This is a genomic window from Nostoc sp. NMS4, assembly GCF_017115095.1.
Taxonomy (GTDB): Bacteria; Cyanobacteriota; Cyanobacteriia; order Cyanobacteriales; family Nostocaceae; genus Nostoc.
Map to the genome: position 1 here is coordinate 20,836 of NZ_JABXKI010000094.1, position 16,033 is coordinate 36,868.

Consider the following 16,033-nt stretch of genomic DNA (forward strand, 5'->3'; position numbering starts at 1 on the left):
TATTCCTAACTCCTCACTCCTAACTCCTAACTTCTGAAGTAACAGCGCTAATCGGCAAAACATTGTAAACGCCAAGAATTTTTAAAATCTCGGTGTGGATAGTTAATTCTGCTAAAGCCGATTGCATTTCTGCTTCCTTGCCATCTGCTTCTAAATCGATGAAAAATAAGTATTCGCCTAGCGATCGCTTCGTAGGACGAGATTCAATCCGGCTGAGGTTAATTCCTAGTTGAGCAAATATTTGTAAAGGTTTGACCAATGCTCCGGGTGTGTTGGCGGGCATACTAAAAGCCAGTGATGTGTGACTGGCAGGTGTTGTTGATATCTGGTAGCCAGCGTCCGCTTCGCCCTGACTTACTACCCAAAAACGAGTAAAGTTTTCTGGATTGTCGTTGATACCACTAGCAAGTATCGGCAGGTTGTAGAGTTGAGCGGCTCTACTAGAAGCGATCGCTGCCGTTGTTGTCTCTTGCTCTAATCGCTGTAGTGCTTCGGTTGTGGAATTGCTGGGAATAATCTGTACAGTTGGGAGAAACCGCTCTAACCATCCCTGACATTGTGCCAAAGCTTGCGGGTGAGAGTAAACAGTTTTAATTTGATCTAAATTAGACGCGCAGGAAATTAACGTATGGGCAATGGGTAATACCAAAGCCAACTGAATACGCAAACTATCCAACTGCCATAGTGTATCCATTGTTGTAGTCACACTCCCTTCAATAGAATTTTCCACTGGCACAACAGCCAAGTGAGCTTGACCATTAGCAACGGCGTGCAGTGATTGGGGGATAGTAGGATAGGGAGATAACGTAGCTTCAACTCCCGTACTTTTAGTTAGCCAGTTGACATAAAAAACAGTTGCTTGTTCTGTATAAGTGCCGGGAGGACCTAAATGTGCGATCGATAAAGTCATACCTTTAGCCTTGAGTTGCGGGTTTTTTGCGTAAACTGAGCGTACCAACTTTTTGCTAATTATTTTTATAGTCAATAAATTTTTTACTTTTATAATAATCAAAACTAAGTTGTTAAAAAATATTAAAATTAAGGAACAGATATTTTAATCAGTTCATGGCTACTCGGTTTACTGCCTCCCAATCGGTTGAAATCGCTGTTCCAGAGCAGCCTATTCCCATTCAGCACTACTTACGTCAGCCTCAACGTCTGGTTAAGGCTTTGGTTGATAATAGCCGAATTCAGCAGCTTTCTGAGGAAGTATTTCGCTTGAAAATGCGTCCGCTTACTTTTATGTCACTCAGTATTCAACCTACTGTAGACATGAGAGTATGGGCAGAATCAAATGGAATAATTTATTTGCGATCGCTAAACTGTGAAATTTTAGGTTTCGAGTATATTAACCAGCGTTTTACTCTCAATTTAAAAGGGTATTTATCTCCCAAAGAGTTTAGCACTGGCACTCGCTTGCAAGGAAAGGCTGATTTAGAGGTAATGGTGGATTTCCCACCGCCATTTTCCTTTACTCCTAAGCCAATTTTAGAAGCTACTGGCAATGGTTTACTTAAAAGCGTGCTGTTGTCAGTTAAACAACGGTTATTGAATCAACTTTTGATGGATTATCGCTACTGGGTGATATCACAAACCAAAGATAGAGGACTTGACAGTGATAGTGCTGAATTACCAATCCTGAATGCTGAGTAATTATTTAACTATTTTGATTTGGCAAGGGCGAAAAGACTGACGGTGTAGGGGCGATGGCCCGTATTGTTGCAAAGCCAGCAAATGCCTCTGGCTACCATAACCCTTGTTACTTTCTAGATTGTACATAGGGTATTTTAATGCTAAACGCATTATCAGTTCGTCACGCCAAACCTTAGCGACAATACTAGCAGAGGCAATAGCGAGCGATCGCTCGTCTCCTTTGACTATTGTTTGTTGCGGCAATAGCAAATCTTTGATTGACTGATTGCCATCAATCAAGCAGAGTGTGGGCTGTACCTTTAACTTCAGTACAGCCCGCTTCATTGCTAACAGCGTTGCTTGCAAAATATTTATCTTGTCAATTTCGGCAGTAGAAGCAAACCCAATTTTCCAGTCTATAGCCAGCCCACAAATTTGTTGCGCTAGCTGAGTTCTCCGAGAACTAGACAACTTTTTACTGTCTTTGATTTTAGCGGCCATCAGTATTGGCAAAGCGCTATCTGGTAGGATCACTGCTGCCGCCACCACAGGCCCAAATAGAGCGCCTCGTCCTACTTCATCAACACCTGCAAACAACCCTGGAATCTCTGACAAGGTAGAAAACTCCAGCCAAGTGGATTGTTCCAAAGGCGTTGGCGATGTTTCTACCATAAAGCAAATTAATTATCCTCGATCGCTGAGGAACGACGGCGGCGGCGACGGCTGGCTGTGGCGCTACTATTAGCTTCACTTTCATCTGCAATCTCATTCGCGGCGGCGGCTTTCGCAGACAAGCGTCCCGAAGGATTCACAGTCAACTCCGATGGTTCAGTTGTCTCTTCAATTAAAGATTTTTGTTCTGGCTCAATAACTTTTGGTGTCGGTATTTTGCTTGCAGTTATTTCAGGTGTTACCTTTTGGGCAATAGTGATTATTTCAGGTATTGCTTTTGGGACAATAGTTGATTCTGAGGTTGATTCAATTGGGGTCGTTGGTTGTTGACCGGGCTGAATCACATTAATAATCACAGACTTGGTATTTTTAACCTCTTGCTCTAACTTCACCAAAGGAGATATTCCCATCAAGGCAAATATATCCTGTTCTTGGATGCTCATTTCTACAGTTCTAATCTCCGGTGGTTCTACCACTGGCTTAATTGGTTCTGCCTTGATAATTTTAGTGCGCTCTACTCTTTCACTCCAACCAGGTTTACCAAGAGTGGGCGAGGGAATTTCTGGTGCAACTCCTATTTCTGGTTCTACATCCAGGTCTAAATCTTGCTCGTTAACAAAAGCCAGGGGATTGGGAACAATCCGAGCTTCATCTTTCCCGTTTAACCCATTGACACCAATTCGACTGCGGCGAGTCCGGGTACGGCGCTTATCATTAAGTTCTTGATAACTAGGATGATTGATCAGATTGAGGTTGCTCAATTCCGAGTCGCCGTCAAATGCTTCCCCAAATCCATCATAGGTTTCTCTTGGTTCCGGGATGCGGGCAGATGGTTGACGTGGTTCTCGGTGAGGCAAAGATACAAAACGCTCGCGATCTGGTGTCTCTGCCGGTATCGGTAATCGGTTTTCGATCTCTCCAGGGAGACGCACAGTATGTCCTAAACCGCCACAGGTGGGGCAAGTTTCACCAAACAATTCGTAAATATTTTGACCCTGACGTTTGCGGGTCAGTTCTACTAAACCTAGTTCGGTAAGTTGGGCAATCTGGGGACGAGCTTTGTCTGCTTTGAGTGCTTTATTAAAGTGTTCGAGAACTTGTAGTTGGTCACGTCTCGATTCCATATCGATAAAATCAACGACGATCACCCCGGCAATATTCCGCAGACGCAACTGACGAGCGATTTCTGTAGCAGCTTCGCAGTTTGTCCACAAAACTGTTTCTCTAGCTGTTGCCGATCGCGTGAAGGAACCTGAGTTAACATCGATTACGGTTAATGCTTCCGTCGGCTCGATGATGATGTAACCGCCAGAAGGTAGGTCTACTCTTGGTTTCAGGGCTTCTCGAATCGCAGCAGTAATGCGGAAATACTCTAAAATTGGCGAGCGATCGCGGTGATGGTCAATCAACAATCCCTGCGGTGTTTGACCGCCACTCCAATTCTGCAAGTACTGTTTAACCCGCTTCAAACCAGTACTAGAATCTACGACAATCCGATTGACATCCGCGCCGTACATATCCCGCAATACGCGCTGGATAAAGTCGTCGTCTCGGTTGAGGAGTGCTGGAGCGCGGGTGGAATGGGCTTCCTGCTGAATCGCCTCCCATTGCTTTTGCAGCAATTCCAAATCTTCCATAATCGCTTCTTCAGGCTTGCCTTCTGCTTCTGTACGCACAAGCAAACCCATTCCCGCCGGTTTGACCAAAATCGCCAGCGCTCGTAAGCGGTTGCGCTCACTTTCACTTTTAATCCGCCGGGATAAATTTACGCCCCTACCGTAGGGCATCAGTACTACGTAGCGTCCGGGTAAGGTAATATTACCCGTGAGCCTGGGTCCTTTTGTCCCCGTTGGCTCTTTCATTACTTGCACCAAAACTTTCTGTTGTGGTGCTAGTAGTTCTGTAATTGCGGCGGCGGTACGTTTGAGCTTCAATGGCCCCAAGTCGGTGACGTGAATAAAACCGTTACGCTCTGGGTCGCCAATATTGACAAAAGCCGCATCTATCCCAGGCAACACGTTTTCTACTACTCCTAAGTAGATATCACCTATTTGATGATGACCCGTAGCAACAACGAGTTCCTGTATTTGATCTTCAGAAAAAACCGCAGCAATTTGGTGCTGCTCCGCGATGATAATTTGTTTTGGCATTCAATTTCCTCAAAAATTGGCAGCACTTACAGGTTTGAGGTTTGTTATATCAAGTCCGGTTAATTACTTAATAATTCAAAACTACTTGCGTCTCCGCGTCAGTTTTAATTACTAGTTGTTTCTCGGTTTGATATTATACTTTTGCTGCCCTCGCAACCCTCAAAAGGCGCTACTGGTAATAAAAATCGCAAATCTGAGCTTCTAAGTTAAATAGCTATTGGCGCTCTTTAGAGCGTTTCTACGGCTGATTATTCCAGAACTGCTGCATATCGTTTAAGCAATTAAATCAACCGTCCGTGGTTGATTTGTCATGCAATACCCTCAAATCTTGAGAGTTCTGAGTTGAAAGTTCTAAATCCTGAGTGAGCATTTAACTCAGGATGCTTTATTTGAGAGTAACCTACTGAATTCGTTAAGAAAAAGAAACTATTTCTATTTTCCATTCCCCGGATTTATCTTAGGGTTATACTCAGCAACGCCAGTTGCCACCCTGCCTTGAGCCGCTCTAGCCTAAGACAAGCAGCGTTTTGCACGTCTGGTGAACGTCTGCAAGTCGGCATAACCGACAGCAGTTGCTTTAACTCTAAAAAAGTAATGCACTAGCTCTTGGGCATTACGTGGATTAGACATTCAGCAGTTGTTTAAAAAGCATGGATTTAGAGAAGCTAACCGAGTCTGCTATTAGTTACTGATTCACAAGGTAGCTATAGAGAGAGTGTGCATTCTTTAATCTGCTTTTTCTTTGTCTAAGATAAAATCCTAGAAGTTGCACTCTAATATCTTTGCTTTTTACCCCTGAATACCAGGGTAGTGAACCAGCTAATTCAATGCAGCGCCAGAAAATTTCTCTTCACCCTATTCTAACGCAACCTTGCTAAAAATCAATTCATATTACCTACCATGTCAGGACAACTACTAGCAAGTTGCCTTACAGGGATTATACCCCTAAAATTAGCCGATTGCGGTGGATGTGCAGGAGTTGAAATTCTACATTAGCCACTGTCTCTAGCATAAATAGGATTTGTTCGGGACGCAACAGCAAACCGTCCTGGCGATAGCTACCTAGATAACGGATTACAGATGACATAGATTCTGCAACGTTTTTGTGGGTTTCTACTAACTCCAGTTCAAATAAGCGATCGCGCAGATTAATTAACTGGCTCTTGCCTGATTTAGTTGTTTGCTCGTACCAAAGTTCCTCTTTTGCTTTGATTGTATCAATCCAGTTTTGCCATTGTATAGGTGTGGTTTCTGCAAGTGCTGCTACAGTAATCAAATACTCTGCCGACTCTAGCAGTTGGGTAGCGGCGCTAGCTTTTAAATCTATCTGCTCCACATTATATATAGGTATGTCTGTGGGCATTTCACGAGCCAACTTTGCTCGGAAAGTATCAACTTCCACTGGCACTGTTAACTCAAAATCTGCAATTTCACCACTGCTAGTAGCCCCTAGAGCTAAAGCAGTTGCTAGAGAAATGCGTGGCATTGGGTGAAACCCACCAGTGAAAGCAATTGGTAAGCTTGCTCGCCGCACAACTCGGTCAAACAGACGGATTAAATCAAGATGGCTCATCAAAGCCATATTACCTTGTTTCCCAAACCAAACTCGCAGTCTTTGCGCCTTAGTTGTGTTGGGGACAAATTCGCCAGCAAATTTTGGGATGGCAGGTGATTCAATCACGATATTATGCCCAAAGTCGGTGCCACAGACACCACAATGAGAACAACCTTCAAAAGAGCAGTCGGGTACAATTGCAGCTTCTAGAGCGCGTTGCAAGTCTTCTTGGAGCCACTTTTTATCAATCCCGGTATCAATATGATCCCAAGGTAGGGGGATATCGAGGGAGTGGGGAGTAGGGAGTGAGGAGTTAGGAGTTAGGAGTTGGGTATTTTGTCCATCTTCTCTGCCCTTGGGCGCTTCTGCGTGAAACAAATTCCATTCGCCATTTTCTATTTGGCGGTATTTCCAATCTAAATCGGCTTGGGCGATCGCAGTTCCCCAAGCGCTAAAAGCTCGATCTAAATTTTCATACCAGGAATCCATACCAGCACCTAATTCCCAGGCACGGCGGACTACTTTGCTCAAATTGCGATCGCCTCGTCCCACAAAATCTTCCATTGCCGAAATGCGGACATCGGTAAAATTTACCTTCACTGCCTTGATTCGGCGGAATTCTTGCCGTAACAAGTTTTGTTTGCGCTTAAATTCAGAGGTAGAAACTGAGTGCCACTGGAATGGTGTATGGGGCTTGGGCGTAAAGTTAGAAATTGTCAGGTTAAAGTTTAGGGGTTTTCTGCCCTTACCTCGACATTCTCGCTGTAGCCAGCTTACTGTTTCCGCAATGCCCAAAACATCAATATCCGTCTCACCCGGCAAGCCAATCATAAAATACAACTTTATTTTATCCCAGCCTTGCTCCCAAGCGGTTTTCACCCCCCGCAACAATTCTTCATTCGTCAACCCCTTATTCACAATATCTCGCATCCGCTGAGTACCAGCTTCTGGAGCAAAAGTCAGTCCACCTTGGCGCGTACCTCCCAGGATGTTGGCAATATTTTCATCAAATCTGTCTACCCGTTGGCTTGGTAGAGTCAGAGAAATGTTTTCATTTTTTAAGCGATTTTTGATTTCCATCCCCACTGCTGGTAGGGATAAATAATCAGAACAACTCAGAGATAGTAGGGAAAACTCATTGTAACCAGTTGCCCGCATTCCCTGTTCAATTGCTTCTACAACCTGATCGGGTTCCACATCCCGTGCTGGTCGAGTCAGCATTCCTGGTTGACAAAAGCGGCAGCCACGAGTGCAACCACGCCGAATCTCAATGGTCAAGCGGTCATGCACCGTTTCTACGTAGGGAACTAACCCAATGGAATATGCTGGTATGGGAGTTGCAACCCGTCGCAGAATTCGTTTTGGTACGTCAGGGCGAGAAGGATGAACTGAGCCATCCTCGGCCATGTCGTAAAACTGGGGAACATATACGCCTGGTATCTGTGCCAAATCCAGTAATATATCTTCCCGACTCAATCCTGCTTGTTTGCCTTCTTCTAACACCAAACCAATTTCTGGCAGCAGTTCTTCTCCATCTCCAAGGGCGATAAAGTCGAAAAAGTCAGCATAAGGCTCAGGATTTGATGTCGCTGTTTGCCCACCAGCGAAAATTAGGGGAAAATAGGACTGGGTATCGTTAAATTCTCCCCTGCCCCCTTGCCCCTCTGCCCCTCTGCTCCCCTGCCTCTCTCGCCACGTCAAGGGAATTCCAGCCAAATCCAACATTTCCAGGATATTAGTAGCACCCAGTTCGTAACTGAGACTAAAGCCTAAAATGTCGAATTCTGTAAGCGATCGCTTTGACTCTACCGCAAACAATGGCGTATTTGTTTCGCGTAGTTTGGCTGCCAGGTCTTTTCCTGGGAGGTAGGCGCGATCGCACAATTGACGAGGTTGGGCATTCAAGATGTTATAAAGGATGATGTGCCCTAAATTAGATGCACCGACTTCATATACTTCTGGGTAGGTTAAAACCCAATGTATTGCTGTCGTATCCCAAGGTTTGTGTACTGCTAACAACTCGTTACCCAGGTAACGGGCTGGTTTTAAAATATCCGACGTTATTAATCTTTCAACTGCAACAACCACTGTGCTATCTTCTAGCTACCTTAATTACAGCTATCCAACCCTAACCTTAGCATTGAATTAGGTCTTATAACAGAGTTTATCGTTGCAACTTACAACTCCTTTACATAAAGTGCATTTATTGCCCGAACCTTTGTGCTTTTACATAAAGTTATGTTTGGGCTAACTCGGCTTCAGCATCTAATATTTCAAATACCCTATCGAGTTGCGTCAGTTCAAAAATAATTCTAACTTGTGGAGCAACAGCGCAAAGTCGGCAACTTCGTCCTAAAGTAAGAGCCAGCTTATGTGTAGATAACAATGCCATCAACCCCGCGCTGTCTAAAGATTCTACTGCTGCGAGGTCTACTACCAAGATCGAAATACCATTTTGCGCCAAGGCTGTAGTCATATCTCGTTCAAATTCCAAGGCGTTTGCAGCATTTAAACACCCTTGGGGACGAATAACTGCAATCTTGGGATAGTTAAGCACTGCCTGCATAATTACATCCTATTAAGAATTTTGAAGCGTCAAGCTAAGAATTATTTGAACATAAACTCTATTTTGTTGCATCGACCATACGTCTTAGCTCTCTTTGCTGAATCTTTATTGCTTTAGTATGTCTGTTTAAAGATTGTTATAATTCCAGGTTAAAATGTGTTTATATATACTTTTTTTTTATGTCACTTCAAAAACAATCTACTATAGACGGCCATAGAGCAGACAAATTATCAGTAACTCTGCTGAGAAAGCTTGCTTAGTCTATAACTAAAGCTAATTTAGCTAAGTCTTACCGTTAGGTTAAATCTCCCACTCTAGCGTTGCTGATGGCTTATGGCAAAGTCAGAGTGAATTATCTATCTAACTAATTAAATTGTGATATATATCACTAGCAAGTTAGTCTTTGGATCACTCTTTATACTGAGGCTGATCTGGGATGATTAGTATCTTATTACAGTTGGGTTATTACTTATGAGAACTCAGTACGCTATTCGTAAATTGGTAGAAAAAGCTCTTGACATTAAAAAACTAACTCCTGAGATAGAGAATGAAATCAATTCAGAGCTGACGGAACTGGGTTACATTTCTGATGTTGATTACGAAGCCCTAGAATTATTAATGGCAGAGATGGATGCTGGACGAATTCAGTTGGTTCCTAGTCTGGGATTTTAAAATAATTCGTAATTCGTAATACAACTCTTCTCCCAAGGGGAGACGCTACGCGAAGGAGAGGCTGCACTTCGACAGGGAGTAGGAGGAGAATCATAAGTGCCTAATCCCCAATCCCCAATCCATCTTGATATGCTTGCCAAAGCTGGTGAATAAACTGATTGAGTTGCTGCTTTGCGGCTGAATCAGGTTCAGTTTTTGGTTCTTTTGCTAAAAGTTGGCTTAAGAAGGTAATTACTTCTGTGTCTAAAGCTGGGCGAAATAAATTGGCAGGCCAAAGTAAGTCAGACGCATCTCGCAAATCGGTAATTAGCGGTGATTCTTGAATAAAAGTGACCATTAATAAAGGACGCACCCAGCACAATTGGCGGGAAACTACAAATTGAATGACTTCTGCATACAGGTTCCTGTCGCCATACTCTAAAGACACTATTTGTCCGGGTTGAAGAAAATCTAGGCTCATTTCCATCATTATGGAGTTTTGGCAAGGGTGAGGATTATTTGGTAATTTCCTTAATCTTAAAAGTGAAAATGCGCTACGTTTAAGGAAAGCTTCTGTAAGATTAGGGTAGCACTCTTAGGAGAGCCATGCCTTAGACGCGTGCCTTATCAAGTGGCTACGCAAAGCTAATACAACCAATCCCTGGCAGCAAAGGGTTTTCCTAGCATAGTATCTGAGCAGAAATACTATAGAATAGGTAAACAACTGTTGAGCGATCGCAAAACAGAGACTTTGTTGTAGTGAAGTAACGAGAAAAGAGCAAAGAGCCGTGTCAGTTGAAACTATTGAAAAGCCTTCCACAACCCGCAAGCTCGCGCCTCGGTATCGCGTTTTGCTCCATAACGACGACTACAACTCTATGGAGCATGTTGTACAGTCACTAATTGCTACTGTACCAAGCCTTACCCAACCCCAAGCTGTGAGCATCATGATGGAAGCTCATACCAACGGGCTAGCTTTAGTCATTACTTGCGCCCTAGAACACGCTGAGTTTTATTGCGAAACATTGATAAGTCACGGTTTAAGTAGCACGATTGAACCTGATGAATAGTTATTGGTCATTAGTCATTAGTCATTGGTCATTAGTCAAAATATAGAATGTTGGCTGGTGGCTTACATTGGTATGAAAGAAAACCTTGTCCGTTTAGCTGAACGCCCTGCCCCTATTAGGCTGGGTGCTTTTATTTTGACTTTATTGTTGCTATGGTTGCCATTGGCTACACCAGTATACTTACTAGTGCATGATTCAAACTTAGAAAGTATATTGACATTGGTGTTGTTATATGCAGTATTTATTTTTCTCTTGAGACTATGGGGTAAATATGTCTACCAACAGCCCCAAATTCTGCGGCATTATGGCTTAGTATTCACGCGCCAAAATGGTGTAGATTTACTGCGTGGCTTGGCTATCGGGATAATTAATATTCTGATACTTTTTGGGGTAGAAAGTTTATTGGGTTGGTTGGTGTGGCAACAACCGAAAGTTTTCTTGCTGAAAGTTGTTTTAGAGGGTTTACTTGTTGGCTTAGGTGTTGGATTTGCTGAGGAATTGTTATTTCGAGGCTGGTTGCTAGATGAATTACAACGAGATTACAGTCTGCGTGTGGCACTGTGGACAGATGCAACTGCCTTTGCTACATTGCACTTTATTAAACCCTTGGAAGCAATTATTCATACACTACCGCAATTTCCAGCTTTAGTACTGCTGGGGTTAACGCAAGTATGGGGAAAGCGTTGGCGGAGGGGACGCTTGGGTTTTCCAATTGGTCTACATGGTGGTTTTGTGTGGGGCTATTACATAATTAATGTGGGTAAATTAGTCAAATATTCGGGTCTTGTTCCTGATTGGGTAACTGGTGTGAATAATAATCCCCTGCAAGGAGTGATGGGCGTGTTGTTAATGAGTGTACTAGCTTTGTGGATACGAGGGCGAACAGTAAAGAATTAAAAATGGGTAATGAACTTGTAGAAAAATAAAATATCGGCTAAAAAGGAACTACATTAATATTCCTTTTAGGCAAAGTATCAGAGTATAGCCAAAAGGTTTTTAGAGATTCAACATCAAACAAATATTTAGGGTTAAAAATAATGGATTGTAGTCGTCTGGAATATATCAAAAATGTCAATGATGATGATGATAAAAAATGGGCGTATAAAAGCTATCCTGTTGGAGAGGCGTATAAAGACTATTCTATTGGGGATGACTTTCAGCTGAACTTTAAAGAGGGTGCAGGTGTAGATACTCACGCCTTTAAGTTACCAAAAGGATCTCTTATCATTCTTTCTCAAAAACTACGTGAGTACGAGCGAGCCTTGACGCACGTAGTTGAACTGGTTAATGAGGGAAGTGAAGATAAACCTCAATGGGAAACAGGTACATGGGGTATTTTCCGATGGGTTAAGGTTCGTTGGATTGCTGATTTCACAGATGTCAGCCGTATTCCTCTTGATAAAAAGGAAATGAGAGCCGAGTGGAGTTGCTTTGACACTAAAGCTAAATTGTTGTCTAGTCCAAGCTTGATGAAGCAGTGGGGTACTATCGATGAATTAAGAGCGCACTTAGGAGAAGTTTTTAATTAAACGATGACGCAATCCAACACCATTAAACAGCACCAAGCGCAAAGAATATTAGAATTATTTGCGATCGCACGTCAGCGATATTTAGATGCAGGGGGAAATCCTCGACGCACCCCAACGGGACTTAAGGGAGATGATTATATGACAGATGAGGAAAGGCAAGAAGCGTTGGTATTAGGAAGACAAATTTTCCCACAAGAATATATCGATAATCGCAAATCGCCAAAAATGTACTAGATGACTGCATGGGTGTCAGCTACACCACAGCAACGCCAATATTGTTATAAGTCTTGCAATAAGTTTTGGATATCTCTTGCTCCATGTAGAACGCGGATAACTTCAATCCCTTGGTTTATAGGGCAGTAGAAAATCAGATAACTCTTGACTGGAAAACTCCGTAGATTTGGTATTAAAGAGTCACGCTGTCTTCCCAAGCTGGGATTTTCTGCCAGTATTTTGAGCTTGCTGTCAATGTTTAGCAGAAATTGATCTGCTTTTTCAATGCTATCATTAGCAATGAAATTCCAAATATCGAATAAATCAGTTTCAGCCAGGGGTCTTTTAAGAATAATCGGTATTAAAGGGATTCAACCTTCTGCCGTTGTTGTTTTGCCTTAGCGATGATTTCATCCATATTTAGAGGTGTAGATTCTCCGCTATCAATCCCTTGCTGAATCTCCTGTCGTAGTTCTGCAAGCCGTATTTCTTTTAGGGTATCTTGCTCCTTAAGAAGTCGCAGACCTTCTAGAATGACTTCACTAGCGGAAGTATACATCCCGCTTTCAACTTTGGACTGCACCCACTTTTCCAATTCGAGGGTTAGGGAAACGTTCATAAATACTTCAAGACAAGCTGATGTTAATCATCCTATCGTTGATAAAATAAAATAGCCAAATTTGTTATGAGGCTACTATTAGGGCATCTCTAACGCAAAGGCTACCAACCATTACAAAACTGTCTCAACCACTGTACCCACCAAACACGCTTTATTCAAATTAACGCCGCTCAAATTTGCACCTTCTAATTCTGCACAGAGTAAATTCGCTCCCGTCAAATTTGCCCCTGCCAAATTTGCCCCCCGCAAGTCGGCCTCTTCCAGGTTTGCTTCACTCAATAAAGCACCCTGAAAATCGGCGCGACTCAAATCTGCACCTTTGAGATTTGCTCCAGTCAGGTTTGCACCGCGCAAGTCAGCACCGCGCAAGTCAACGCCTTGCAAGTTCACATTCATCAAATTAGCACCACTCAAGAAAGCACCCACCAATGACACATCACTGAGTCTTGCTCCCATCAAGTTAGCGCCACGTAAATTACTACCCCGCAAGTCAGCGCCGGTTAAATCTGCTTGCATCAGGTTTGCTCCCATCAAGTTCGCCCGCAAGTCAGTTTCTTGAAGGTTCGCCCCCATCAAATTTGCCCCCTCCAAATGCCCACCTTCGAGTTTGGAAGCAGCAAAATTAGTGCCGACAAGGTTCGCACCAGCAAGATTAATCCGGCTTAAATCTAGTCGGGAGAGTTCCTCGTCTTCTAAATTTGCCCCTGGAAGTTGTTTGAGTTTTCCTAATCTGATGGCTTCAATATTCATGTAAAGTAACTACCAATCTCTTCACTAATCTTGCTGTGGGTATCCCATTGGGAATCAAGTATCCAGATGCCGGCGCTGAATTTGGGTGTCATCAAGGGTAAGTCGAGTCCCTGTTGTAAACCCATTACTAATAAAGCTAGGGTATCTACAAGTTTAGGGTCAAAGCGAATAGATTCTTGCTGTTTGCACTCATCTAAAGCTTGAGTAAATATCTGTTCCCGGCTTTGATTTGAGGATTTTCGCTGATTGACTCGCCACTGAAAGTCTGCCAATAATGCCAAAATTCTCGACTCTAAGGGAATTTCATCTCCAGCTAAACCGGCTGGTTCCCCTGCGCCGTTCCAATATTCAGTTTGGTGAGTGATAATTTGGGCAACTGCTCGGAGTCGTGGCATGGTTCGCAATACTTGCGCCCCTGGTATTAAAGGACAACTAGGAGCATCTTGTTGGTAGCGTGTGGGTATATTACCAGAAGTCAGGACACTTTCGGCATTTTGTAATGGATCTATGCGATGCAACAAAGCCGCTAACCGCAATCTCTTAATTTGCCACGCGGGAAGATCCAAAAGCTGCGCGATCGCTTCAGCAAGTACCACCACCTCCGCAGCTGCCATTGGATTGTTGATATCTGCCATATCCATCAGTTGCGCCATTCGCAAAAAGGCTTGGATTTCGTTAGAAACCAAGTTGCGATCTAGGGTTTGTTTCTGAAGGGCTGTGGGGATGGATAATTTATCTTGCCCAGTCTGGAGGTAATCTACTACACGGGAGACAACTGCACCCAAATTTTGGGATCTGTCCATTGATGGGACAATTTGTTCTTTCCCGGCTGTGAGTTTTTGTGCCAGTTCTGGGTTGTATTTTTTGATATGAGCGATCGCTATTTCTGCTGTATCTTGTACTAACTCTGGCTCAAATGTCCACAAACCATAGAATTTACGTTCTAAGTCTGATGTCGGTACTCCAGCGCTGCCATAATCAGCCTCTGATAATTCTTGACAAATTACCATTGCTGTGTATTTAGGCGATAAAATAATTAAGTGCCACTCCTGCGCCACTGGATCGCTCGAATCTAATCCTACTAAGTCTACATTGGGTAGCTGGCTGGTAGGATGTTCAGCAAAGCCGGATTCACCGGCAGCCATAATTGCAATTTCGCGGCTGTACTGGGCGATGTCTGCATATCGTTCAGCTTCTTGTAGATACCATTTACCCTGTTGGAAGGCTGTAATCACTAGGGGTGTACCGTCATCGGTTAAGATATGGTCTTCTAGAGCGTGGCACAGGGCAACTAGGGTATTTTTGTAGTAAACACCGAATCGAATTGGCCTGGTGGTCTGGCGATGGGCTGCTTCTAGCTGTTGTAGGATTGAACCTTCTAACATGGGATTTGGTAAAAAAATAACCGCAGAGGCACTGAGTAAAAGAGGGGGAGAAATTCAGAATTCTGAATATCCCCATATTTTAGTGTTTTCTAGGATACACCCGCTAACTGTTTTTCTTTTGTCTCTAATGGTGCTGTCAATGCTGCTTCTAAGTCAGCACAACCCAGCTTTTCTTCTAAGATTTTCATGACTTCGCGCCCGAAGTCGTTGGGGTTTTGTTGCCAAGCTTGCAAGCAAACTTCGCCGAAGAATGAACCAAGGGGTTCGGGATTCCAGAGAAGTTTTTTGGCTGTCCACGGCATCAAGCTCATTGGATCATACCCTGGTTTGAGGATACCTTCTTTGAAAGCGTATTCTTCTAAATGGGTATGGGGTTGTAATCCAATAAAGAAGATGGCTGGTTCGACTTTATCAGCCCCAAAAATCCGTTCTAGTTCCCGGTGGTAGGCGATGGTTTGGCGGATGGTTTCGGGACGTTCGTCAATGACGTTAAAGGAGTAGTTGACGGAAACTAAGTCGTTGAAACCAGCTGCTTTTAAATCACGGCAGTTTTGCAAGACGTTTCGTAGGTTATATCCCATCCGCATTTTCCGCACCAGTTCTTGGGAACCACTGGTAATGCCGATTTCAAAGTAGTTCATCCCGGTTTTCGCCATCAAGTCGCACAATTCGGGTGTCAAATTGTCGGCTCTGATATATGCTGCCCAGTGGATATCTGTCATACCAGAATCGACGATTTTTTGCAATAATTCTACCGCATCGGCGATAAATTTTTTCGCGGGGATGAATTGGGCATCAGTAAACCAGAAATTGCGAATGCCGCGATCGTATAATTGGCGCATCTCAGCAACTACTTCATCTGCTGGGTTGATGCGTACTTGTTTGCCTTCGACAACCGTATAAACGCAATAACAACAGTTGTGAGGACAACCACGTTTAGTTTGTACACCGATATAAAAGTCTTGCTCTTGCAGGTAATAGTTAAATTCCGGCCAGATGCTTTCGATATAGTCGTAGTTACAAGCTGTTTTTTCTATTGGCGTGGGTTGTTCGTGAATTAGGCGTTGACGTGGTTGAGTTTCTCCGGCAATGTAACAGCGTTCATCTCGAAAATCTCTACCACTTAAAAGTTTTTCTAGTAGAGTTTCGCCTTCACCCACAGAAATAATTGTTCCTTGGGGTAAGCTTTTACCCAATTGTTCGTAAAATACGCTGACTGCACCACCACCGACAACTACACG

Annotated in this window: 17 protein-coding genes; 6 read left to right on the forward strand and 11 right to left on the reverse strand. The window is 43.4% G+C overall.

The window, feature by feature from the left end:
• Positions 1-19 precede the first annotated feature (19 nt).
• Positions 20-910, reverse strand: a complete 891-nt coding sequence (gene pheA / locus HWQ37_RS06625; protein ID WP_292745127.1) for a prephenate dehydratase — start codon at positions 908-910, stop codon at positions 20-22.
• 155 nt (positions 911-1,065) lie between these two features.
• Between pheA and HWQ37_RS06630 the strand changes: the two genes are divergently transcribed.
• Entirely contained in the window at positions 1,066-1,653 is a 588-nt protein-coding gene (locus tag HWQ37_RS06630; RefSeq protein WP_292745129.1) for a DUF1997 domain-containing protein, read from the forward strand.
• Here HWQ37_RS06630 and HWQ37_RS06635 read toward each other — a convergent pair whose 3' ends face one another.
• The 4 genes from HWQ37_RS06635 to HWQ37_RS06650 all read right to left on the reverse strand — a co-directional run bounded on the left by HWQ37_RS06635 (position 1,654) and on the right by HWQ37_RS06650 (position 8,575).
• A complete protein-coding gene (locus tag HWQ37_RS06635; protein WP_292745131.1) occupies positions 1,654-2,304 on the reverse strand; it encodes a ribonuclease HII in 651 nt (216 codons plus the stop codon).
• 8 nt (positions 2,305-2,312) lie between these two features.
• The gene (gene rne / locus HWQ37_RS06640; protein ID WP_292745132.1) at positions 2,313-4,454 is read right to left on the reverse strand and encodes a ribonuclease E; all 2,142 of its coding nucleotides are present in this window, start codon (positions 4,452-4,454) and stop codon (positions 2,313-2,315) included.
• A 937-nt stretch (positions 4,455-5,391) separates the two neighbouring features.
• Complete coding sequence (locus HWQ37_RS06645) at positions 5,392-8,097, reverse strand: TIGR03960 family B12-binding radical SAM protein (RefSeq protein ID WP_292745134.1); 2,706 nt, start codon at positions 8,095-8,097, stop codon at positions 5,392-5,394.
• Positions 8,098-8,245: 148 nt separating this feature from the next.
• The gene (locus HWQ37_RS06650; protein WP_292745136.1) at positions 8,246-8,575 is read right to left on the reverse strand and encodes an STAS domain-containing protein; all 330 of its coding nucleotides are present in this window, start codon (positions 8,573-8,575) and stop codon (positions 8,246-8,248) included.
• A 471-nt stretch (positions 8,576-9,046) separates the two neighbouring features.
• Here HWQ37_RS06650 and HWQ37_RS06655 point away from each other — a divergent pair, with 471 nt between their 5' ends.
• Positions 9,047-9,247, forward strand: a complete 201-nt coding sequence (locus tag HWQ37_RS06655) for a hypothetical protein (protein WP_094349495.1) — start codon at positions 9,047-9,049, stop codon at positions 9,245-9,247.
• A 100-nt stretch (positions 9,248-9,347) separates the two neighbouring features.
• Here the strand turns inward: HWQ37_RS06655 and HWQ37_RS06660 are convergent, their stop codons facing one another.
• The gene (locus HWQ37_RS06660; RefSeq protein WP_292745154.1) at positions 9,348-9,713 is read right to left on the reverse strand and encodes a hypothetical protein; all 366 of its coding nucleotides are present in this window, start codon (positions 9,711-9,713) and stop codon (positions 9,348-9,350) included.
• Positions 9,714-10,014: 301 nt separating this feature from the next.
• On the opposite strand from HWQ37_RS06660, the gene clpS reads away from it, so the two are divergent.
• From clpS to HWQ37_RS06680, 4 genes are all read left to right on the forward strand, one after another.
• Positions 10,015-10,296: an ATP-dependent Clp protease adapter ClpS gene (gene clpS / locus HWQ37_RS06665; protein WP_104907504.1), complete on the forward strand. Its 282-nt coding sequence runs from the start codon at positions 10,015-10,017 to the stop codon at positions 10,294-10,296.
• A 72-nt stretch (positions 10,297-10,368) separates the two neighbouring features.
• Positions 10,369-11,193: a CPBP family intramembrane glutamic endopeptidase gene (locus HWQ37_RS06670; RefSeq protein WP_292745138.1), complete on the forward strand. Its 825-nt coding sequence runs from the start codon at positions 10,369-10,371 to the stop codon at positions 11,191-11,193.
• A 140-nt stretch (positions 11,194-11,333) separates the two neighbouring features.
• Entirely contained in the window at positions 11,334-11,825 is a 492-nt protein-coding gene (locus tag HWQ37_RS06675) for a hypothetical protein (protein ID WP_292745140.1), read from the forward strand.
• Between the two features lie 3 nt (positions 11,826-11,828).
• Positions 11,829-12,059 (forward strand): hypothetical protein, encoded by a 231-nt coding sequence (locus tag HWQ37_RS06680; protein ID WP_292745142.1) that lies wholly within the window; start codon positions 11,829-11,831, stop codon positions 12,057-12,059.
• A 44-nt stretch (positions 12,060-12,103) separates the two neighbouring features.
• On the opposite strand, the gene HWQ37_RS06685 is transcribed toward HWQ37_RS06680, so the two are convergent.
• From HWQ37_RS06685 to HWQ37_RS06705, 5 genes are all read right to left on the reverse strand, one after another.
• Positions 12,104-12,409: a type II toxin-antitoxin system RelE/ParE family toxin gene (locus tag HWQ37_RS06685; RefSeq protein ID WP_363318092.1), complete on the reverse strand. Its 306-nt coding sequence runs from the start codon at positions 12,407-12,409 to the stop codon at positions 12,104-12,106.
• Complete coding sequence (locus HWQ37_RS06690) at positions 12,400-12,657, reverse strand: type II toxin-antitoxin system ParD family antitoxin (RefSeq protein ID WP_292745144.1); 258 nt, start codon at positions 12,655-12,657, stop codon at positions 12,400-12,402. Before HWQ37_RS06690 ends, HWQ37_RS06685 begins: the two co-directional genes overlap by 10 nt.
• Before the next feature lie 111 nt (positions 12,658-12,768).
• A complete protein-coding gene (locus tag HWQ37_RS06695; protein WP_292745146.1) occupies positions 12,769-13,407 on the reverse strand; it encodes a pentapeptide repeat-containing protein in 639 nt (212 codons plus the stop codon).
• Positions 13,404-14,792, reverse strand: a complete 1,389-nt coding sequence (locus HWQ37_RS06700) for a DICT sensory domain-containing protein (protein WP_292745148.1) — start codon at positions 14,790-14,792, stop codon at positions 13,404-13,406. The genes HWQ37_RS06695 and HWQ37_RS06700 overlap by 4 nt, the downstream gene beginning before the upstream one ends.
• A gap of 89 nt (positions 14,793-14,881) precedes the next feature.
• Positions 14,882-16,033 (reverse strand): photosystem II high light acclimation radical SAM protein (locus tag HWQ37_RS06705; RefSeq protein ID WP_292745150.1); only part of this gene is annotated, 1,152 nt, incomplete at its 5' end.